We start from the raw sequence: 20,187 nt of genomic DNA, 5'->3' as shown, positions 1-20,187 counted from the left end.
GGACACGCTTCCAGGTCATGCGCTGGCATCATGGTACCCGTCAGGCGATCGGGGTGGAGATACGAGCCGATCCGCTCCCGGTCCTGTGATCGGCATTGGCTTTCCGGCGCTGGCTGCCTTTGGCGGCTATGTGTGGTATCGCCGTTGGCAGCGTGGCAAATGATCGGCACGGCCCCGACTGATGGCCGCTGAGCCACAGCCCACATGAATGTCTTACGCAGGCAAATCTACTGCGGGGTGGTTGCCACGGGATTTGCAAACGGAGCAAGCGATCGCGTCGCGGAGGCGCTTGCCCGTGACGGTCCGATTTCGGCGCTGCTGGAAATGTTCGGCGTCAGCCTCGTGGTTTGGCTGGCGCTGGTCGTAACCTTCTGGCTATTTTTGGATTCCGAGCCTGAGCGTGCTCACCGATCGGATTTCTACATCGCCGGCTTGGCGGGCTTTGCATTCCTGGTTCCCTTGCCTCAACTGAGCTGGTTGGCACTGGCTGGCGTGGCCGCCTATCTGGCGCTGACGTCGCGCGAGGGGCCGATGCGCAGGGCCGCGGTCGTGTTGGGAGCCATAACGGTTCCGATGTTTTGGGCCCGGATGGCCTTTGCGGTATTCGGAGGCCCCATCCTTGCAATCGATGCAAGAATGGTGGGCTGGATCGTTGGCACGGGCGCAGCGGGCAATACAGTGCCGTTCGCGGACGGTTCCGGCGTAGTTTTCCTCCTGCCGGCCTGCTCGTCGCTCACGAACCTCTCGCTGGCTCTTCTTTGCGGCGTGATGATCGTGAAGTTTTATGGTCTGAATTGGTCGAGGCCGGTCGTTCGCGCCGTAGTCGCCGCGTGTCTTACGACAGTGGCTATCAACCTGGCCCGGATTAGCCTCATAGGTCTTATGCCGGCTTACTATGACATCATCCACGGAAGGGTAGGCATCTTGCTGGCGGAATGGACGACGAACCTCGCGGTGATGGCGATCTATGCCGGAGCTTTGCGGCCCGATGAACAGATTCACGCTTAGCTTTGCCTTCGGCCTTTTGCTGGCCCTGAGCGTCAGCCTCAAGGTGCTTGGCGGTGGTATTGGTCAAAGCGTCACAGCGGACCATCCGGCGAACGAAGACATCGCTGCGCTGCTCCGCGCCAACGGATTTGCCTTCACTTTATCGGAGCCGAACACCGACCCTCAATGGTTCTACGCGACTAAGGAGACATGTCAGCTGAAGATCGCCGACGTCTCACTTCAGGGTTGGCACCGATCGATGCTGGATCGGCAGGCGAAGAATCGAGTGCTGCTTTATTCAGTCGAAGGGAAACTCTACGAGCATCAGCCGATTCTGATGCCGATGGTTCATCACTACATCGGGAGAGCCCTACGGTATGCTGGCATTAAAACACGCCCAGTGGTGGCAAGGGCTATTATCATCGGCCCCCGATGTTCACTCCCACCAATCGCCATAGCTGATCTCGAGCGGCTTTCATAGATCGGCCAAAGTCAGTCTCGGGCTGAGTTTGACCCATCCAACCAACTTTTGAGGTAAGACAGTTCCCAATCCCATACAATGGACAGGTTCCTAACTGCGAACCAAATTGCGAGAATGACATTCGTCTCAGCTTCATGGCTCATGGCTCAGGACAGATGCAATGCAGGTCATGTTGTATATCTTGGCTGTATGGTTCGGACTTGGAGCGTTAGCGGGATTGACCCTGCTTGGAACATCCATCGTCTTTCGGCGGTCTGAATTGCCACTCGCGATGCAGATCGCCGATACGCAGCACCGCCAGCTTCCAGTTAGCGCCTTGCCGCAAACCGTCCGCCCGGCGATAACAGGGCAAACGCAGCTTTAGGCACGATAGCGATTTCCGAAACGTCAGATGAATTTCGGCCGATCGCGTATTGCGCGGGGTCCGCATCGGGGCACGTGATCTGGCGGTATCTTTGAGCGCTGAGCTGACCAGCCGATATTGCTCGGCTGGGTCAGCGTTCAGGCACTTGACGCAGATTTGCGGAAAACTGCTACATCAGATCTCTGAGTTTGTAAGCGACCTCGGTTCGGTTCGTCGCCTTGAGTTTCTTCATGATATTACGGATATGAACCTTGACGGTGCTCTCGCAGAGATTGAGCTCGTACGCGATGATCTTGTTCGCCTTGCCTTTGCGCAAAGCTTCGACGACCGCAGCTTCTTTGCTCGTAAACACGCCAGTTAGTGGTTTAGGCGAACTCTCTGTTGCACGGATTGTTTCTCGAAGAGCAAGTACGGCGTTGGCCGGCACGAAGATACCGCCCGCCCGAGCGAGGCTGATCGCCTCTGCCGCCACCTTCACCGAAACGTTAGTCGGAATGTAACCGCGGGCGCCGCTTTCCAGCGCCGTCAAAATGTCGGCCGGAGCCTCTGAATCCGCCACGATAATGACTGGGACGCCGCCGACCAATGCTATGAACTCTTGCAGTTCGGATCGCACGATCGGGTCGGTTATTTTTTTACCGTTAAGGATGGCTAGGATCGCCGAGGCCTCGACCTGCAAGTCCTGCAATTCCAAGAAAGACCCAACCGCTCTCACCTGTACGACCGGATCAAGAGAGAGAAGGCTACTGGCCAGACACTCCCGTTCGAGGATTCGCTGATCAACGATGACGACCAGGCTGTCGCCGCGATGATCTTCTTCAGTTTCTGCCCGACTAGTCCCGCCAAGACACAGCGCGGGATCGTTCTGGTCCACCTCTATAGACTTACCCCAATGCCCGCCAGGTAGAGGTCGATTCATCGTACCTACTCCATTTTACTTGTTCGGCTGTTGTTGTCTCCATACGTTATCCGGGCCCTACGACCCACCGCACCAACTGCTCGGCTAGAAGTGCCAGGAAGACAGATCTTTAATCCATATCATCCCGCAGGATGATCCCCACCACGGCTTCCGTCCACAAACCCCAACCTGCAGCTGTATCTTACGAAGTTGTGGATAACTCCGCATTAAGAATCTGCACCATTAGAGTTAGTTAAAAAGCGGTAGAGTTAGCCGACCCCGGGGCTACCAAATTGCCCCGCCTCTGGCTTTAGCGCGCCGATAATTCAATGACTTCATGAATGGCGGCACCGATGCTTAACTCGTGTCGGCGTGCCGGAAAGCCGACCGCTTGGTCAATTGGACCGGAAGCCCGGCGGTTGCAATTGGTCGATGCGACCGATGCAGGGCGGTCCGTCTCCGCCGCGACGTGCCTCCGTAGAACAGGCGCTCGGGGCGCGAAATTTCATTCCACTGTATTTGCTCACAACATTGCAGACCCGTAGCGATAATGACTGAAGATTCCTTTGGTCAGCAAATCGGTTTCAAGGCTGACCCTTTGTTGAAGGTCTGCTTTCGAAGGTGATAGCCGACGCGACGATCAGCCGGAGCGGGCAAGGGACGTTTGTGCCGGGTGGCGCAAGGCAAGCGGCGCTCGTAGGATGGCGGGAGCTTGCTCGCCTAGCGCAGGGCTGGCGCGACCTGCTGGAGTGATCTGACCGGCATAAATGGGCAAAGCGACGTTATCATGGCTGGATCGCGCAGCCTAACACTTGGCAAAGACATCGGGCAGTGCGATCGGGCGGCTCACGCTCGCGGCTTGCCTGCGCCGAGCATCTGCCTTCATCCGATTCGACTCGTCCAGTGGGAAGTGGAGGGCCTTGAGGAGTCCCCGGATTTCCTGCCGTGCCATCAGGTGCGACATCGTCGGCTCGGTTCGAAGCACCTGGTTCTCGAAATCGTCCAGCGCGGTAACCCCGATGGTAAAGAACTCGCGAAAGGCGACGCGCTCGGAAATGCCGGCAGTGACCCGAAAGCCTAGATCTACTGCAAGTTGGCGCAGGGAACTGTCAATTTTGCGCTCGTTGCGAGACGCAAGCATGGACATACGGTTGCGGACCACGACCCAATCAAGGCTTGCGTCCTCTGAATGCAGGCGGCTCCTCCGGGCATCTAGCACCACCAAGGCGTACTGCGAGTATCCCAGGATCTCATGGGAGAGCGGGTCAACCCTGGCGAGCACGTCGAAATCGACGAACGAATCGTTCATCGGTGAAATCAGCGTGTCTGCCATACGGTGGGCCAGTCGACTGAGGAACGTGTTCGCGCCGGGCGTGTCGATGACAACGAAATCGTGGCTGGCCGCAATTGAGGCGATACCTTCCTTGAGCTCTCTCACCAGAACGCTGTTGACATCTGCGGCTGCTGCCCGTGCGGCAGGCGACACATGAAAATGATGTGGCACAGGCAGGGTGATTCCCTTAAACCGGGCCCAGCGACGACGGTTGTCGACGTAGCGTGTTAGCGAAAGCTGGCGTTCGTCAAGATCAACCGTCGCAACGCTGTGACCTGAATCGATCAAGGCGATTGCAATGTGCATCGCGGTCGTGGTCTTGCCGGAGCCGCCCTTTTCATTCCCGCAGACGATAACACGCCCATTAGCGCGCCGCCGACCGTTCGATGTCCAGGCACCCGCGCTCATCTCACATCCCTCAGTGCCAACTTATCACACCAACGATGCCGCTTCTGACGGACGGCATCCGAATTTGCGCAGCGTCGACCGGCGCATCGCTATGACGATCACGTAAGGTCAGGCGTAAACCCGTGCGAGACCGGTGTTGTCGGTTTCCGGCTTCGCGAATGCCTCGACTAGCCCCTCCGTCTTGTCGAGATACTGGATCAACGCAGTTACCAGGTGGTAGAAGATACTTGCCGGGACCTCGGTCGCAGCCGCTCGCCCCCTTTCATCAATCCTGTCGATCCACAGGCCTACTGGCGCGGGATCGATATGCCACCTGAACAGGCGGGCAACGCGGGCTTCTATCTCAGGCTTTAAGTCTGGTCCGCCGACGCCGTCGAGCGCGCAGGCCGCTTTCACCGCCTCGCATTGTGGCCAACTGCGCGAAATGCGATCAAGAGGATTTCCATTTCGCGACACAGCCGCATAAGCCAGACCAGTAGCCCGGTTCAATCCACTTGATATTGCCGAGGAGTAGAGTTTTCTCGCGAGCGGCACTAAGTCTTTCTGACCGCTTAACAGCGAAAACTCCACCAGCAGGGATGCCCATTCGAAATGATGTCCGGGCTCCGTCCACTGGCCGTCGTTGCCCGGTAAAGGTTGCCAGTCGAGGTCGAAACGCTCCCCGAGAGTCCAACTCTCCGCGTCGAAGAAATGACAGCGGCAGAGATCGATGATGCGTGCGGCTCTGCGCAAATGCGACCGCTCTCCCGTGACGTTGTACCAAGCGAGAAAAGCTTCCAGCATGTGCATATGAGGATTCGAGTACCGCACAGTTTTCGAGCCCGGGGTCTCGAGGAAGCCGTTTAAGCTGGCGTCTTCCAGGTGAGTGTCAACGAAATGAAGTGTCTCTTCGGCGAGCCGCAAGGCCTCCGGGTGGCTGCATCGATGCGCGTGGGCAAGCGCTAGCAACACGCACGAATGGTCGTAGGTGTCCTCTTCCGGGTCGCTCACACTTCCGTCGGGCTGAAGGGCGCGAACCCATCCACCGCGGTTGGTGCGACCGTGTCTGGCTATGAAGTTGATGCCGTGATCAATAAGTTTGTCGGCAGGTCCCATCCAACCGCGTTCCTTGGCCACTGCGAAAGCGTAGATTTGGCGCGCCATGGTCCGCATTCGCTTAGGCTTACCAAGCGGCCTGCCATCGAAACTCAGTGCCTCATGGAAGCCGCCGTGCACATAGTCGACCCCCGTCGTGGACCACAGCGGGAGGGTTTCATCAAATAGCCAGTGCTTGACGCGCTTGCGCCATGATCCGCTGATGATGACGCGATCTTCCGAGGGTGTGAGCTTCGTCTCGAGGCGTCCGCTCTTCTCCAACTGCTCGACAACCTTCCTGACGTTCTGGCTATGACTGACGGGGGCAACAAACACTGCGTCGGCAGTTGCCACCACCGCCGCATCTTTCATCCCGATGACAGTCAGCAGCCTGCCTTGGCTTCTCAGATAACAACTGTCGCAATCCATCGCGACGACATCGCCCACCATGACATTGCCATCGCGGTCGGTTGGGCTCGCATCGAGCAGTGATTGCCATGACCCAAGATCGCTCCAGCCGAAAGTAGCCGCGACCATGGTGATCTCGCGCGTCTTCTCCACCACTGCGTAGTCGATCGAGACAGAAGGAATGGCTTCATACAAGCTCCGGGGCATATAGGTTCCCGACACATCGGTCCGCGCGCCTCGAAAAGCTCTCTCGGCCGTCTCCCAGATATCCGGCCGAAATTCGAGGAGCGCCCGCCGCATGGTTTCGGCACGAAAAAGGAAAATACCGGCATTCCAATAAAATCGCCCCGACGACAGGTAATGTTGAGCCGTTTCGGCGTCAGGCTTTTCCACGAAACGCGACGCCGCAGCCACTACGCCACCTTCTGCCGCCACCTCGATGTACCCGTATCCGGTTTCGGGGTGTGTCGGCTTGATCCCGAATACGACGATGTCGCCGCGCTCGGCAGCGAATCTGCCTGACTCGACAGTTTCCCAGAATTTGAGTTCGGTCGATATCTCGTGATCCGAGGGGACCACAAGCAGAAGCGTGTCGTGGTCGTAGTCGAAAATAGTTATCAGCGTGGCCAGGGCAACCGCCGCAGCGGTGTTGCGGCCGACGGGCTCGAAAACCGGTCTGCCGCCATTCAAACCCAGTGGAACAATGTCGGAAAGAATTCGATCGGCGTGTCTCTCCGATGCGATCAGATGGATCGGAGTATCGCCACTCGGTCGCGCCTTCAGGCGTCGCACAGTTTTCACAAGCATCGACCCGTCGCCGGAAAGATCATGAAATTGCTTGGGGTTATCCTCCCGCGAAAGAGGCCACAGCCTGGAACCCACGCCTCCGCTCATGACGAAACTTACGATCCGGTCCGGCATGACGCAGCCCTCTCCATAATTCGGTCGCAAGCTCCACGGTGGGCACTGATCTCGAAAATAATGGATGCCCGCGGCAAAGATGTCTCGCCGGCCCGCATGACGCGTATTCTAGTAGCCTGTCGGCACCGAGCCCTTAGTGAATTCGGATAATTGTGTTGCCTGCTTCAGAGGCGATCACCGGATAAGACAGCCAAAAGGATGTGTTAGCCTTCAGCCTAGGCTGTCATACCCTCCCATTCGTCGACCTTAACTCAGGAGCAAATGGGCTTGGCCATTGGCCGAACGGCGACGACCCCTCAGAGCTTGCAAGCCTTGCGCACCAAAGCCAGCCACTGTCATGTCACTAGGCGCCCTGGACGATCATTGGGATTGGGCAAGAGATTTCCTGGCCCCCCGCGATCCTTGTGCTGGATGTCGCAAATCGGCCTCACGATTATTTGCGGCGCTGGGTGGAACGCTCACCGAAACCGTCGGCCGGCGAGGTGCGGGGTTTCGCAACCGAAACAATCGGCGAAACACCGTCAAGAAGATTGTGGTCGCGCAGTCAGATGCAATCAGATAGGGCTGTCAAACGGGTCTACGTTACCGGATCCTGTGACATTGCTGGCGCTGTCAATGTCAATAAAGCCATAAACGCCGCGCTGGATAACGTTGTTTGTGATTGTTATCCCAGATATTGTGCCGTTTGGCTTCGCCCCGTCGACATAAACCGTGAACACGGGCAGCGAGACGTTGGGGCCAGTTCCCGACGCTTTGCCTAATAGTTGATTGTGGTTGACCTTGATTCCATTTATCGAGCCGAAGTCGTTGGTGATCCACACGTCGGCATTGTCACGTCCGATGATCGTGTTGTTCTCAATCAGAACATTGGCTTGCACCTTTGGATGCCCGCCCAGTTGGATGCCGTCATAGTGCGGGTCAGCGCCGCCTGCTTGCAGGTCATGGATATAATTACCCTTTATGACCGCATTTGATCCCGGCGTGATACCGTTCTCGTAGCCAGCGATGTTGTTCCCGATCAGCGTCGAGCCAGATATGTCACTGGTGTCGATGCCGTAGGAGCCGCCGGTCTTACCCTGACCTGTAATCGTGCAGCGTTCGACCGTTAGGCCATCGGCACCCTCGTAGGCATAGATCGGATGCCACCCGTCGAAATCTATTCGGCTGTTACGGATCGTGACGCTCTTGGCCCTCACCTCAATGTAGGTATTGATGATCTTGTTCTCGATCACTGTCCCGGCGACGGTAATGACGTTCGGTCCTGTGTAGATAGTCGGGACAGTTCCTGCGGGCATACCCGTGTTTGTGGCGTCGGGCCAATCATTCCCGTCTGACACGGGGAGAAGGGTCCGCGCCGATACGATCCCCGTTCCTCTCCAATGCGAAGCGACGCCAGCTTGGAAGACAATGACTGCCGATAAGGCGACAACCGGAACGAATCTCGAGAAGTGCATTCGGCTTCGATTCCTTTTTTAGACGTCCCATCGGCCGAACGTAAGGATACGACGGCAGCGGCGGCGGCCCGGCCGGCGGGGGGTATACCCAGGCCGGGCCTAACCGGCGGAGGCGTGGGTGGCATAAAAGACGCCGGCTACGGGCATCATACGCCCGTCCGAAATCCAATGCGCCCGCAGAAGGAGGTATGCCGGACATATCATGCGTGTATCAGTACACCCAAAAAGGTACGCTGGGATGAACTGAGCACCGTTGGCCCGTCTTGCATGTCTCGTTTCGGATCAGCAGTGCCGGCACCGGTTTTGCAGGGAAGGTTTGGCCGCTCGATAGTCGGAGCGCAAGTTGAACAGGGCAGCCGGGATGATAAAAAAAGGGGCGGCGGACTGCACTCATGTCACCTTTTTGACAAATGTTGTGATCGATTTCTGCGCGAAGCATGAGATCGTTCGCATCGATCATCGCGAACAAGTGGCGGGTAGAGTGATGAGCCTTTTCGATCGGGGCGTCACCGACCCCGATCAGATTTCAATTGCCCTCGAAAAGGATAGGGCTATGTCTCGCCTTCGCCGGTTGGCGTATCGGTTACCGCACTCTGACGATCGGCAGGATTCGCAACTCAGTCGCCAGGAACATAGCACCGCGGCGCAAGTTCGGTCGGCAGGAGCGGCGCATCGCGATGAATGAACGTCATTCGTCAATCTCTCCTTTGATCGAATTCGAAAGACGTTGGGCAGCCGGTTCCGCGCGTCGGTGTCCCGAGGCCGGCAACCGCCTGCGATTGGACAAACAGGCGGGAAGATAGCCCAAGAGGGGCCGCTGCAACGTGGATGAAGACGGCAACTGAAAGGCGGCTTCGAAAGATTTGTCTGGAAGCCGCCGATCCGGTCACGCCCAAGACGAATGAGTCGTTCGCGATCGAGAGCCGCGATGTTGCACTTCCCCAGGTGTCGTTGGAGCATAGCAAGGGCCGCGGCCTTAGAGCGGCGAGGAGACTTGCCTACATCGCACATGTGGTCGATATGGAGGTCGTCAATGAGCTCGCCGAAGGTCTTAAGCCGCGCAATGCGGGACTTGGTCGGCGTCTCTCCGCGATCTATTTGGCGTTCGGTTTCGGTCGCCCAGCGGCATGCGTCGTCACGGCGCAGGAAGGTCTCGCTGACATAGCTGCGGCGGACCTGCACGCGCCAGGAACCGGACGAGAGCTTGGTGTAGGTGGCCATTTTTTCGTGTGCGCTCCGTGTGCACTGAGAGATCGAAACGTGGCGAAAAGGGTCGTATCCTGGCGTAAATTCGGGTGGGTCCGCTACGAGCTAAGAATTTGATGTGTTAAAGAAAAAAATGCTGAAAAATCAAGAGCATAGAGTTGCCATAGCACCAATGATGGACTGGGAAGATAGGTAAGTAATATCAGATAGTTGCGGGAGACCGTGTGCAAAAATCGCACACGAAAGTTCTGCTTCTCTTCTTTTTTCGTTCTCACGACGGAGCCGCCGACAGCCCTATTAGGACACCCTTCTGCTGACGATGTTGGCCGCACTATCGCGGACGTTCGCTGCGGTATCCGTGGGCTTTAGTGTCCGATGCGGCGTCCAATTTTCCTGGGTTCTTGGAAGCTTTTCGAGCTTTCTGGGTCGCGCCTCGGCCCGAATTGCGGGTGCTTAGGGACAGTATGGGATAATAGACACGGCTTTTGGATAATTTATGAGGCATCAAACTTTTGGCGCGTTCGCCTTCCTTCGACCGCGCAGCTGTCGCCAGCGGCGGTCGCGGCCAAGGGGCGTGCCGGCGCAACACACGACCGCGGCAAGCGCATTGGTCCCGCGGCAGGCACGGTTCGGTCTAGGCCTTCTCGTCCATCCGGTCGCGCAGCATGCTCCAGCCGAGCAGCATTTTGGGCGCATGCCGCAGCAGGGCGTGGAACGGGATCCGCGCCGGCGGCGCGAACGGCAGCGGCAGGTCGCGGGCGTCGGTTCCAGCGCCCCAATCGGCCAGTACCTTGCCCATCGCCGTCGTCATGGCGATGCCGCGTCCATTGCAGGCACGGCCGGCGATCAGGCCGGGGCCGAGGTCCAGGAGGTGCGGCAGGAAATCCGGTTCGACGGCAGCTATCCCCGACCAGCCATAGGCGAGCGGGGGCAGATCGGGCAGATCCAGATGCGTAGAAAGCCGCCGCCAGATCGTTTGCGGCACACGCGTATCGGCGCCGGCGCCCAGAATATGCATTCCGCCGCTGATCAGCCGGTTGTCGGCATCGAAGCGGAAGGTGAAGAGATTGCGTCTGGTGTCGCCGACGCCTTGCCCACCGGGAAGCAGACGCGCGCGGATGTCGCGCGGCAGGGGCCGCGTCGCGATCTGGAAAACTTTCAGCGGGAAATAAGTCCGCTCAAGCAACGGATTGAGCGATCCGCCATAGGCATTGGTGGCGATCAGCACCCTGGCCGCGCGCACCGTGCCGGTTGGCGTTTTAAGCGCCCAGCCATCGGCCCTTCGATCAACCGACGTGACACGCGTCCGTTCGAAAATCCGCGCGCCGGCGCTTCCCGCCGCGTCGGCCAATCCGCGTGCATAGGCGACTGGATTGAGCACACCGCCTGAACGATCCATCCATCCACCGACATAGCCGCGCGCGCCGGTCAGCGCTTCGACTTCCCGCCGGTCCAGGGTGACGGCGGGTCGGCCGCGCCGCGCCCATTGTCCGGCACGGGATTTAACCTTCTCCAGGGCGGCCGGCGAATGCGCCGGCTGGATCCATCCGTTCTGCACCGCGTCGCAGTCGATACGATGCTGTCGGATCAGGCCGAACACGAGGTCGGCACTGCTGGCGGCGAAATCGATCAGCCTCTCGCCCCGTTTGGGGCCGAGATATGCAAGGATGCTGTCCGGATCCAGTTTGGCGAAGTTCGGCACGACGAAACCGGCATTCCGGCCGGTCGCGCCCCAGGCAATGATTTCGGCTTCGAGAACGGCCACGGAAAGTCCTTTCCCGGCGGCGTGCAGCGCAGTCGAAAGGCCGGAGAAACCACCGCCGACAATGGCGAGGTCGGTATCGATCTCGCCATGCAGGGGAGTCCGCTCGCGATGACTGCGGCTGACGGCATGCCAGAGCGAAGTGCCATGTGCGTCCTGCCGGATCGCGGCATTCATGAGCCAGAGCCGCTCTTGGCAGCGGCCAGCTTCGCCCGTTTGCCGAAGCGCGGCCGCTTTGGCCTGTCGCCGAACAGTCCGTTCGGCCGGACCAGCAAGATGACGCAGAGCATGACGCCGATGGCGACGATCTGCAGCGAGGCGGCGCGAGCCTGCTGCTCCGGCGGGAAGAGAAAGCTGGTCAGCGTGCCTGATCCAGCCCAGATCGCCCAGACCAAGATGCTGCCGACGACGCCACCGAGATTGCTGCCCGAGCCGCCGACGATCAGCATCACCCAGACCTGGAAGGTCAGGATCGGCAGATAATTGTCCGGCGCGATGAAGCCGGTGAAATGCGCCTGAAGTGCGCCGGCCAGCGCCATGATAGCGCCGCCGACGGCGAAGGCCTGGACGCGGTAGAAGCTAGCGCTCTTGCCGAGCGAAATCGCCGCTCTTTCGTCCTCCCGCAGCGCCTTGAGCACACGGCCCCATGGGCTGCGTGACAGATGCTCCAAGGCCAGATAGGCGATCAGCGTGACAGCCGAGACGACAGCAAGGTTCGACAGATTGAACAGCAGCGGAGTTTCGGCGAGGCTGCCGAAGGGACGCGGGATGAAACCGATGCCGAACGGCCCGCCGGTCAGCTTCTGCGCGTTGAGTGCGACCAGTTGCACGACCACCGCGACACCGAACGTGGTGATCGCTAGATAGTCGGACCGCAGACGCAGCGTCGCTATGCCGGTAAGGGCTGCGGCAACGCCGCCCACCACCATGGCGCCGGCCCAGCCGACAAGGATCGGCAGGCCGAAACCGCCGAGGCGCGCGGGGTCGTCCGGTGTCGTCAGCAGCGCCGATGTGTAGGCGCCGATGGCGACGAAACCGGCGAGGCCGACGTTGAATAGGCCCGTCAGCCCCCATTGCAAATTGAGGCCCAGCGTGACCAGCGAGAAGATCAGCGCCGTGCTCAGGAAGAAGGCGCCATAGCCGATGAGATCGATCATCTTTCCCCAACTCCGAAAAGGCCGATCGGCCGCACGAACAGCACCGCCATCAGGATGATGAAGGATACGGCGGCGCGCCATTCGGCACCGATCAACTGCACCGCGCCGGCTTCGGCGAGCCCGATAATCAGGCCGCCGAGTACCGCGCCCGGGATGCTGCCGATGCCGCCAAGAATGGCGGCGGCGAACATCGGCAGCAGCATGTCGAAGCCCATGAACGGTCGGATCTGCACCAGAATGCCAATCATCACGCCGGCCACGCAGGCAAGCGAGCCGCCGACGATCCAGGTGACGCGCACCACCTTGGCGACGTTGATGCCGACAATGCGGGCCAGCGCCGCGTTCTGGCTTAGCGCCTGCATCGAGCGGCCGGTCTGCGTGCGCGTCATCAGCAGATGCACGCCGAGCACGAGCACGGCGGTCAGCAGCAGCAAGGCGATCTGGTCAGGCGTGATGCGGATGCCGAAGCCGATCGGCATGGCGATCTGGATCGCGCGGCTGAAATAGGTCGGCCGTGAGGTGAAGGTGAACTCCAACAGGCTGCGCAGCGCCATGGAGGCGCCGAAGCTCGCCATCACGACGATGATTGCCTGGCCTTGCGAGCGCAGCCGCGAGAACAGCACCTTGTCGAGCAGGAGCGCCAGCAGGGCAGTGAACGCCATGCCGACGACCAGGGCGACAAGCAGCGACCAGCCGAAGGACAGTGGCCCGATCGGCGCCATCTTGCCGAAGGTCGCGCCGATGGCGCTGACCACGGCCAGCGTCGCATAGGTTCCCCAGGCCATGAAGTCGCCATGGGCGAAGTTGGAGAAACGCAGGATAGAATAGGTGAGCGTCACGCCGATGGCGCCGAGGCCGATCATGGAGCCGGTCAGCAATCCGTCGACGATGAATTGCAGGCTCATGCCGCGCCTCCCTTGTGATGCTGGGGGCGCTGGCCGAGATAGAGTTCGGCGACGACCGGATCGCTCCACAATTCGGAGGCGACGCCCTCATGCCGGTCCTTGCCCTCGACTAGGACATAAGCGCGGTCGCCGATGGCAAGCGCTGCCTTGGCGTTCTGCTCGACCAACAGAACGGTGACGTCGGATCTGCGGATCCCGGCCAGCATCTCGAACACGACCGACACGAATTTTGGCGACAAGCCGGCCGACGGCTCGTCCAGTACCAGTACCTTGGGGTGGACGATCAGCGCCCTCGCGACGGCGAGCATCTGCCGTTGCCCGCCGGACAGATTGCCGGCGGCGGTGCGGCGCTGGCGGACGAGGTCGGGGAAGGCGGCATACATCTCCTCGATGCGGGCGGGGATTTCCCGGCGCTCGAGGATGCCGCAGGCTACTTTGAGATTGTCCTCGACCGACATCAGCGGAAAGATGTTTTCGGTCTGCGGCACGAAGGCAAGGCCAAGCCGCACCATGGTGTGGGCGGGTGCTGCGGTGATGTCCTTCCCGTCCAGGAAAACCGTGCCGCCGGTAATCGGGACGAGGCCGGCGATCGCCTTGATGAACGTGGACTTGCCGGCGCCGTTGGGGCCGAGGACGACGACGATCTCACCCTTGCCGACCGTGATCGAAGCGCCGCGCACGATCGGCATGCCGGGTTCATAGCCGGCTTCGAGATTGCGGACATCGAGGACGGTCTCGCTCATGCGGCGCCTCCCAGATAGGCTTCGATGACGCGCGGATCGCGGGCGACTGCTTCCGCCGTGCCCTCGCTGAGCAACTGACCGCTCGCCATTACCAGAACGCGGTGGCAGAGCCGCGCCACCATGTCGATATTGTGTTCGATCAGCAGGAAGGTGATGCCTCGCGCATTGATGTCGTGGATCCGATCGATGATGACCTCCAGGAGCGTCGCGTTGACGCCAGCCGCCGGTTCATCGAGCAGGATGATCGCCGGGTCGGCCATCATGACACGGGCGAGTTCGAGCAGCTTGCGCTGGCCGCCGGACAGCACACGCGCCGGCTCATACGCGAGGTGGGTGAGGGCGACGAGCTCCAGCAGTTCGAGTGCCTTTGTCCGGGCGGCTCTTTCCTGCGCCGCCACTCGCCAAGGCGTGACGAAGTTGGCGAGCAGCCTTTCACCGGTCTGCCCCTGCGCTGCCAGCATGATGTTTTCGATCAGCGTCAGGTTGGGCAGCGGTCGTGGAATCTGAAAAGTGCGGCCGAGCCCTCGACCGATGCGCAGGTGAGCGGCTTCACCGGAGATGCGCGTGCCGTTGAGAAAGATATCGCCGCTGTTCGGCAATATGCTGCCGGCCAGCAGATCGAACATGGTCGTCTTGCCGGCACCGTTCGGTCCAATCAGGCCAAGGATTTCTCCGGCTTTGACATCGAAGGAGACATCGTTGACGGCGACGAGACCGCCGAACCGCCTGACGACGTTCCTTGCCGTCAGGACCGGCGCACGGCTCTCCCGCCCCTGCCGTCTGGTTGCCTCGCTCATCAAACCCTCTGGCCGAAGACGCGCGTTGTCGCCTTCCGATTTTGATTTGTGATCACACTTGCTTTGATCACGCTATTCGGCTTTAATTTCCTCCGCAAGCCGAAAACCGGCCCAGAGCGGAATTCCATGCAGAAGACTGCCATCGAAAGGAACAACGAGGTGATCGCGGCCCAGCTTGCGCCGGTGGGCCGCGAAACGGTGCAGGATCGCGTCTATTCCGAACTGCGACGGGCCTTGATTGGCGGCCTGTTCGAACCAAGCCAGGTGCTGACCATCCGCGGTCTGGCCGATGCGCTGGTCACCTCGACGATGCCGGTGCGCGAGGCGCTCGGGCGGCTGATCACGGAAAAGGCGCTGGAGGCGTTGCCCAACCGTTCGGTGCGCGTGCCGCCGATCACGCTGGATCGCCTCGACGATCTCTTGCGAGCCCGCATCCTGATCGAAGGCGAGGCGATCGCGCTTGCCGCCACTCGCATGGGACCGCGCCAGATCTCCACAATCGAAACCATTCTCGGCGAATGGGATGAGATGCGGGCGCTGAAGCACAAGAAAGATGTCGACCGCGAAGTGACGCTCAACCAGAGCTTTCATTTCGAGATTTACCGCTCCTGTGGCTCGGCCGTACTGATCCCGATGATCGAGAGCCTGTGGCTGCAATCGGGGCCATGCATCCGCGTCGCCATCTACGCCTTTTCGGAAGCCGGTGAGGTCGACACCGCCCAGTATCACCGCCGCATTGTCGAGGCGCTGGCCACGCAGGACGCACGGGCGGCGCGCGACGCGCTGGTCGCCGACATCAGCCGGCCCTTCACCTTCCTGCGCAGCAAGCTGCAATCCGCGGCTGGGAAAGATCAGACATGACCTCTATCCGGATCACCGAGCCACGCTCGAAGCTTGCCGTCACGGCGCTGTTACTGTCCGAGAAGGCGCCGGAAAACGCCGCTTTTCTCACGGCGTATCTCGCCACGCCACGCGTCGTCCCAGGCATCCACGCCATGTGGACTGGACCTGAAATTTCCTGTCCGGTTCCCTCAGCCGACCTCGAAGGCCAAGCCTATGCCCGGCCGCTGCCGGCGGAGAACGCGACGCTGACGCCGCAGCCCGGCGATATCGTCTTGTCCTACGTGCCGCCGCACATGTGGGGTGGCAACCCCAATGCCATCTTCGACATCGGCCTGTTCTACGGGCAAGGGGCGCGGCTTCTGTTCCCGATCGGCTGGCTGGCCGGCAGCGTGGTGGCGCAGGTGCGCGCCAAAGAGAGCGATCAGTTCGCCGCCGCATGCGGGGCGATCCGCCGCAACGGCGCCTGCGATATCACCTTCATCGTGGTGGAGGCCTGACATGACCGACGACAGCTTCGAGCTCTTCGATCTTCGCGTCGAGGCGATCGTCCCCGAAGGCAAGCCGATCTATTGCGGCGCCAAGGCCGGCGACTATTTCGAGCTCAAGGGCGAAACGCTGTCGATGCCGGCAGGGCAAGGCTTTTCGATCTATTCGCTTGCCGCCGTGCTGCCGCTGCTTGCGGCAAAGCAGCGCCCGACCCAGAAGAATGACTGGATGACCTCGGACGCCGAGATCGCTTGTCCCGACCCCAATTGCTCCAGTCGGCTCAGGATCGTCAGGCTGGCCAAGCGGCGATTCAGCCATGCCGAAACCACGGCCGAGCCGCTGCCGAAGGAGAATAACGAGGGATGAGTGCTAAGACCTTCGAGCTCGGCCCAGGCTACAAGATCTCGCGCGTCATTCGCGGTGGCTGGCAACTCGCCGGCGGCCATGGCGCCATCGACGGCAACCAGGCGGTGGCCGACCTCATCGCCACCTTCGATGCCGGCATCTGGACCTATGACTGCGCCGACATCTACACCGGCGTCGAGGAACTGATCGGCGCCGCCCGCCTGCGGCTGGCCGATGAGCGCGGCCTGGATGCAGCGGCCAGGATGAAGGTGCACACCAAGCTGGTGCCCGATCTCGAACGGCTGGCCACCATCAGCCGCAACTATATCAGGGGCATCGTCGACCAGTCGCTGCTCAGGCTGAAGACCGAGCGGCTTGATCTCGTGCAGTTCCACTGGTGGGACTATGCGCAGCCTCGTTACGTCGAAGCGATGGGTTGGCTGGACGAGCTTCGGTGCGAGGGCAAGGTGCACAATCTCGGCACCACCAATTTCGACACGCCCCGGCTCGCTGAAATCCTGGCCGCCGGCATCCCGGTGGTCAGCCAGCAGCTGCAATATTCGGTGCTCGACCAGCGGCCTGCGCACAGCCTCGCCGCAGTTGCGAAGACAAACGGCGTCAGCTTCCTCTGCTACGGCTCGGTGGCCGGCGGCTTTCTCAGTGAGAAATGGCTTGGCGTGGCCGAACCCACCACGCCGCTCGAAAACCGCTCGCTGGTCAAATACAAGCTGATCATCGATGATTTCGGCGGCTGGGATCTGTTCCAGCAAATGCTGCGGGCGCTCAAGTCCGTCGGTGATCGCCATCGGGCCGACATTGCCACCATCGCCAGCGCATGGGTGCTGGAGCAGCCGCGAGTTGCCGCCGTGATCGTCGGTGCCCGCAACCAGGCGCATGCATTGGCAAATGCGAACATCATGGACATCGAGCTCGATGCCGACGACCGCGCACGGATCGCTGCCGTCATCGCGCAAGGCGCCGGCATCGAGGGCGATGTCTATGCGCTGGAGCGTGACCGCCACGGCCGCCACGGCTCGATCATGCACTACAATCTCAACGCGGGCCGGGTTTGAAAACGATGGACGGCAAGCTGTTTTCGCGGGCCAGTGCCGAAGTCATCGACCTGCATCGCTTCTTCGCCGACTGGTTCGTTGCTGCGCGCGCCGATAGAGTGCATTTCGGCCGCTTCGAAGCCGCCATGGGGGAAGGCTTGACGATGATCGCACCAACCGGCCAGGTCCTCGACCGTAAGGCCGTCGTTGACCATGTCCGCTCCAGCCGCGCCACGTGCGACGATAGCTTCGCCATCTCGATCGAGGACATCAAGCCCGGCTGGCAGGACGGCGACACGATCGTCATCCTCTATGTCGAGGCGCAGTTGCGTGGCGGCAAGCACAGCCGCCGCCAGTCGAGTGCCGTCTTCACCACTAGTTCATCGGCGCCCAATGGCGTCCAATGGCGGCATCTGCATGAAACCTGGCTGCAGGTGCCGGAACACTGACACTTTCGAGACGTCAAACCAGTTCGTGTAACTCAAGGGGAACAACAATGAGAAAGACGATACTCCAACTCACCACCGCGCTCGCTCTCGTCACGATTGCCAGCGCCGCGCAGGCCGCCGATTGCAAGATCACCATCGGCCTCGTCATGGAACTGACCGGTCCCGCCGGCGAATACGGCCAGGCCGGCGCCAAGTCTGTCGAAATGGCCTTCCGCGACATCAACGACGCCGGTGGCGTGCGCGGCTGCGATCTCGTCACCGACACGCGCGACAGCCAGAGTCAGGGCAACATCGCGGTCGATGCCGCGACCCAGCTGGTTCAGGTCAAGAAGGTGCCGGTCATCATCGGCGGCATCATCTCCTCGGTGTCGATCCCGATCCTGACCTCGGTCGCCGCGCCGGCCAAGATCGTCCAGGTCTCGCCGGCTTCGTCCTCGCCGACGCTGACGGCACTCGGCCGCGAGGGCAAGACCAACGGCATCTTCTTCCGCACCATCACCTCGGACGCGCTGCAGGGCGTGGCCGCGGCCAAATACGCCCTCGACAGGGGCTTCAAAAAGCTGGCGATCATTCACGTCAACAACGATTTCGGCGTCAACATGGTGGCCGAATTCTCGCGCGCCTATAAAGCGCTCGGCGGCACCATCGTTTCCGACACGCCCTACAATGAGAAGCAGTCGAGCTATGCCTCGGAAGTGACGGCAGCGATGGGAGGCGAGCCGGACGGACTTTATCTCGTCAGCACACCGGTCGATGGCGCCACCATCGCCCGCACCTGGATATCGCAAGGGGGCGTGCAGAAATTTCTGCTCAATGACGGCATGAACAGCCCTGACTTCATTGAGTCGGTCGGTGCCGACTATTTGAAGGATGCCTATGGCACATCGTCCGGCACCAGCCCGACCGCATCGACCGAGTATTTCACCAAGAACTACAAGGCGTTCTCCGGTATCGAGCCCTCGAATCCGGCGGCCGACCGCTCCTATGATGCCGGCGCCATCGTTGGCCTTGCCATTGCCATAGCCGGCTCAGAGGATCCGGCCAAGATCAGGGATGCCATATACAAGGCGGTCGACCCGGCCGGCACGCCGATCTTTGCCGGGAAGGAGGAGTTCGCCAAGGCACTCGGCCTGATCAAGGACGGCAAACCGATCCGCTATGAAGGCGTCATCGGTCCGGTCGCCTTCGACAAATTCGGCGACATCACCGGTCCGTTCCGGTTGTGGAAGATTGTCGACGGCAAAGTGACCACCGATGGTGAAATGACCACCGACGATGTCAATGCCCTGCAGGCCAAGCTGCAGTAAGCTGGACAGTGCTACCGGCATCGCAGCATTTCATCGCGATTGCTGCCGGTATCGCTTGAGGCGGGCCGATATCGCTTGCACGGCATGCGATCGCGAATAGGATCGGCCGGCTGCAATTGAAGGATTCCTGGCGAAGGCTATGCCTCGATCGCTGCGACGCCCGAAGGCTAAAGCCTGGGCGGCAAGGTAAGCTTCGGGGCGACGACGGGCTGGCTGCTGACGCTGCCTCTTCACAAGAGGCTCAGACCCAGCTTGTGCGCGATGGCCTGGCGTGGAGAAAGCGGACCCTGCTAACGACAACTATCACGGTCTTTTTCTCCGCCATACGGGTATCGACAAACCGTTCGTGCGCCGGTTGCGCAAGGATCTCTTGGCACATGGCGTGCCACGGGTATGGTTGGACGAGGCTGAAATCCACATCGGCGCATATCCAGGGCTGCGGCCTTGGAGCGGCGAGGGGACTTGCCTACATCGCACATGTCGTCGATATGAAGGTCGATGAGTTCGCCGAACATTTTCAGGCGAGCTATGCGGGACTTGGTCGGGATCTCACCGCGATCGACCTGGCGCTCGGTTTCGGTCGCCCAGCATCCTGTGCAAAAGTCGCACGTGAAAGTTCTGCTTCTATTTTTTTTCGTTTCCCACGACGGAGCCGCCGACAGTGCAATTCGGACGCTCTTTTGCCGGCGATATTGGCCGCTCCATCGCGGACGTTCGCGGCGATAGCCATGAACTCAATGTCCGAGGCGGCATCCATTTGCCTGGGGTTCTTGGAAGCTTTCGAACTTTCTGGGTCGCGCCTCAGCC

At 60.6% G+C, this 20,187-nt stretch carries 18 protein-coding genes; 9 read left to right on the top strand and 9 right to left on the bottom strand.

The features are described from left to right. Positions 1 to 204 precede the first annotated feature (204 nt). Positions 205 to 1,008, top strand: coding sequence for a hypothetical protein (locus FJ425_RS01995; protein WP_140627985.1), 804 nt, complete (start codon positions 205 to 207; stop codon positions 1,006 to 1,008). Beyond that, on the top strand, positions 989 to 1,468 hold the full coding sequence (locus tag FJ425_RS01990; RefSeq protein ID WP_140627988.1) for a hypothetical protein: 480 nt from the start codon (positions 989 to 991) through the stop codon (positions 1,466 to 1,468). The genes FJ425_RS01995 and FJ425_RS01990 overlap by 20 nt, the downstream gene beginning before the upstream one ends. Positions 1,469 to 2,001: 533 nt before the next feature. On the opposite strand, the gene FJ425_RS01985 is transcribed toward FJ425_RS01990, so the two are convergent. The 4 genes from FJ425_RS01985 to FJ425_RS01970 form a co-directional block, all read right to left on the bottom strand. Beyond that, entirely contained in the window at positions 2,002 to 2,751 is a 750-nt protein-coding gene (locus tag FJ425_RS01985; RefSeq protein ID WP_140542350.1) for a response regulator transcription factor, read from the bottom strand. Between the two features lie 784 nt (positions 2,752 to 3,535). Next, positions 3,536 to 4,471, bottom strand: a complete 936-nt coding sequence (locus FJ425_RS01980; protein ID WP_140542349.1) for a division plane positioning ATPase MipZ — start codon at positions 4,469 to 4,471, stop codon at positions 3,536 to 3,538. 108 nt (positions 4,472 to 4,579) lie between these two features. Next, complete coding sequence (locus FJ425_RS01975) at positions 4,580 to 6,874, bottom strand: AGE family epimerase/isomerase (protein WP_140627991.1); 2,295 nt, start codon at positions 6,872 to 6,874, stop codon at positions 4,580 to 4,582. Between the two features lie 554 nt (positions 6,875 to 7,428). Further along, positions 7,429 to 8,106 (bottom strand): right-handed parallel beta-helix repeat-containing protein, encoded by a 678-nt coding sequence (locus tag FJ425_RS01970; RefSeq protein ID WP_181164836.1) that lies wholly within the window; start codon positions 8,104 to 8,106, stop codon positions 7,429 to 7,431. 565 nt (positions 8,107 to 8,671) lie between these two features. Between FJ425_RS01970 and FJ425_RS31465 the strand changes: the two genes are divergently transcribed. Next, positions 8,672 to 9,013 (top strand): hypothetical protein, encoded by a 342-nt coding sequence (locus tag FJ425_RS31465; RefSeq protein WP_181164837.1) that lies wholly within the window; start codon positions 8,672 to 8,674, stop codon positions 9,011 to 9,013. Between the two features lie 1,155 nt (positions 9,014 to 10,168). Here FJ425_RS31465 and FJ425_RS01960 read toward each other — a convergent pair. The 5 genes from FJ425_RS01960 to FJ425_RS01940 are packed head-to-tail and all read right to left on the bottom strand — an operon-like array spanning position 10,169 to position 14,898. Then, the gene (locus FJ425_RS01960) at positions 10,169 to 11,473 is read right to left on the bottom strand and encodes an FAD-dependent oxidoreductase (RefSeq protein ID WP_140721385.1); all 1,305 of its coding nucleotides are present in this window, start codon (positions 11,471 to 11,473) and stop codon (positions 10,169 to 10,171) included. Continuing rightward, entirely contained in the window at positions 11,470 to 12,453 is a 984-nt protein-coding gene (locus tag FJ425_RS01955) for a branched-chain amino acid ABC transporter permease (RefSeq protein ID WP_181175765.1), read from the bottom strand. The genes FJ425_RS01960 and FJ425_RS01955 overlap by 4 nt, the downstream gene beginning before the upstream one ends. Continuing rightward, the gene (locus FJ425_RS01950; protein WP_140721382.1) at positions 12,450 to 13,358 is read right to left on the bottom strand and encodes a branched-chain amino acid ABC transporter permease; all 909 of its coding nucleotides are present in this window, start codon (positions 13,356 to 13,358) and stop codon (positions 12,450 to 12,452) included. The genes FJ425_RS01955 and FJ425_RS01950 overlap by 4 nt, the downstream gene beginning before the upstream one ends. Continuing rightward, positions 13,355 to 14,101 carry an ABC transporter ATP-binding protein gene (locus tag FJ425_RS01945; RefSeq protein ID WP_140721379.1) on the bottom strand — a complete coding sequence of 249 codons (747 nt, stop codon included), beginning with the start codon at positions 14,099 to 14,101 and terminating at the stop codon, positions 13,355 to 13,357. The genes FJ425_RS01950 and FJ425_RS01945 overlap by 4 nt, the downstream gene beginning before the upstream one ends. Then, positions 14,098 to 14,898 carry an ABC transporter ATP-binding protein gene (locus FJ425_RS01940; RefSeq protein WP_140721376.1) on the bottom strand — a complete coding sequence of 267 codons (801 nt, stop codon included), beginning with the start codon at positions 14,896 to 14,898 and terminating at the stop codon, positions 14,098 to 14,100. Before FJ425_RS01940 ends, FJ425_RS01945 begins: the two co-directional genes overlap by 4 nt. A 126-nt stretch (positions 14,899 to 15,024) precedes the next feature. Here FJ425_RS01940 and FJ425_RS01935 point away from each other — a divergent pair, with 126 nt between their 5' ends. Genes FJ425_RS01935 through FJ425_RS01910 form a run of 6 tightly spaced genes read left to right on the top strand, consistent with a single transcriptional unit; the run spans position 15,025 to position 19,380 of the window. Next, entirely contained in the window at positions 15,025 to 15,759 is a 735-nt protein-coding gene (locus FJ425_RS01935; RefSeq protein ID WP_140721373.1) for a GntR family transcriptional regulator, read from the top strand. Then, on the top strand, positions 15,756 to 16,238 hold the full coding sequence (locus FJ425_RS01930; protein ID WP_140721371.1) for a DUF3830 family protein: 483 nt from the start codon (positions 15,756 to 15,758) through the stop codon (positions 16,236 to 16,238). The genes FJ425_RS01935 and FJ425_RS01930 overlap by 4 nt, the downstream gene beginning before the upstream one ends. A gap of 1 nt (position 16,239) precedes the next feature. Further along, positions 16,240 to 16,593, top strand: coding sequence for a TIGR04076 family protein (locus FJ425_RS01925; RefSeq protein ID WP_140542327.1), 354 nt, complete (start codon positions 16,240 to 16,242; stop codon positions 16,591 to 16,593). Then, positions 16,590 to 17,645, top strand: a complete 1,056-nt coding sequence (locus tag FJ425_RS01920) for an aldo/keto reductase (RefSeq protein WP_140721368.1) — start codon at positions 16,590 to 16,592, stop codon at positions 17,643 to 17,645. The genes FJ425_RS01925 and FJ425_RS01920 overlap by 4 nt, the downstream gene beginning before the upstream one ends. Positions 17,646 to 17,650: 5 nt before the next feature. Next, on the top strand, positions 17,651 to 18,073 hold the full coding sequence (locus FJ425_RS01915) for a hypothetical protein (RefSeq protein ID WP_140721365.1): 423 nt from the start codon (positions 17,651 to 17,653) through the stop codon (positions 18,071 to 18,073). A 47-nt stretch (positions 18,074 to 18,120) separates the two neighbouring features. Beyond that, the gene (locus FJ425_RS01910) at positions 18,121 to 19,380 is read left to right on the top strand and encodes an ABC transporter substrate-binding protein (RefSeq protein WP_140721362.1); all 1,260 of its coding nucleotides are present in this window, start codon (positions 18,121 to 18,123) and stop codon (positions 19,378 to 19,380) included. The last annotated feature ends 807 nt before the right edge of the window (positions 19,381 to 20,187 follow it).

The sequence above is a fragment of the Mesorhizobium sp. B2-7-2 genome, from assembly GCF_006440775.1.
Classification (GTDB): Bacteria; Pseudomonadota; Alphaproteobacteria; order Rhizobiales; family Rhizobiaceae; genus Mesorhizobium.
This window is presented reverse-complemented; position numbering and strand designations above follow the sequence as displayed.

Bases quoted from the DNA above. Each gene is read 5' to 3' on its own strand.
- FJ425_RS01995 (WP_140627985.1), top strand. From the start codon at position 205: ATGAATGTCTTACGCAGGCAAATCTACTGCGGGGTGGTTGCCACGGGA.
- FJ425_RS01990 (WP_140627988.1), top strand. From the start codon at position 989: ATGAACAGATTCACGCTTAGCTTTGCCTTCGGCCTTTTGCTGGCCCTG.
- FJ425_RS01985 (WP_140542350.1), bottom strand. From the start codon at position 2,751: ATGAATCGACCTCTACCTGGCGGGCATTGGGGTAAGTCTATAGAGGTG.
- FJ425_RS01980 (WP_140542349.1), bottom strand. From the start codon at position 4,471: ATGAGCGCGGGTGCCTGGACATCGAACGGTCGGCGGCGCGCTAATGGG.
- FJ425_RS01975 (WP_140627991.1), bottom strand. From the start codon at position 6,874: ATGCCGGACCGGATCGTAAGTTTCGTCATGAGCGGAGGCGTGGGTTCC.
- FJ425_RS01960 (WP_140721385.1), bottom strand. From the start codon at position 11,473: ATGAATGCCGCGATCCGGCAGGACGCACATGGCACTTCGCTCTGGCAT.
- FJ425_RS01955 (WP_181175765.1), bottom strand. From the start codon at position 12,453: ATGATCGATCTCATCGGCTATGGCGCCTTCTTCCTGAGCACGGCGCTG.
- FJ425_RS01950 (WP_140721382.1), bottom strand. From the start codon at position 13,358: ATGAGCCTGCAATTCATCGTCGACGGATTGCTGACCGGCTCCATGATC.
- FJ425_RS01945 (WP_140721379.1), bottom strand. From the start codon at position 14,101: ATGAGCGAGACCGTCCTCGATGTCCGCAATCTCGAAGCCGGCTATGAA.
- FJ425_RS01940 (WP_140721376.1), bottom strand. From the start codon at position 14,898: ATGAGCGAGGCAACCAGACGGCAGGGGCGGGAGAGCCGTGCGCCGGTC.
- FJ425_RS01935 (WP_140721373.1), top strand. From the start codon at position 15,025: ATGCAGAAGACTGCCATCGAAAGGAACAACGAGGTGATCGCGGCCCAG.
- FJ425_RS01930 (WP_140721371.1), top strand. From the start codon at position 15,756: ATGACCTCTATCCGGATCACCGAGCCACGCTCGAAGCTTGCCGTCACG.
- FJ425_RS01925 (WP_140542327.1), top strand. From the start codon at position 16,240: ATGACCGACGACAGCTTCGAGCTCTTCGATCTTCGCGTCGAGGCGATC.
- FJ425_RS01920 (WP_140721368.1), top strand. From the start codon at position 16,590: ATGAGTGCTAAGACCTTCGAGCTCGGCCCAGGCTACAAGATCTCGCGC.
- FJ425_RS01915 (WP_140721365.1), top strand. From the start codon at position 17,651: ATGGACGGCAAGCTGTTTTCGCGGGCCAGTGCCGAAGTCATCGACCTG.
- FJ425_RS01910 (WP_140721362.1), top strand. From the start codon at position 18,121: ATGAGAAAGACGATACTCCAACTCACCACCGCGCTCGCTCTCGTCACG.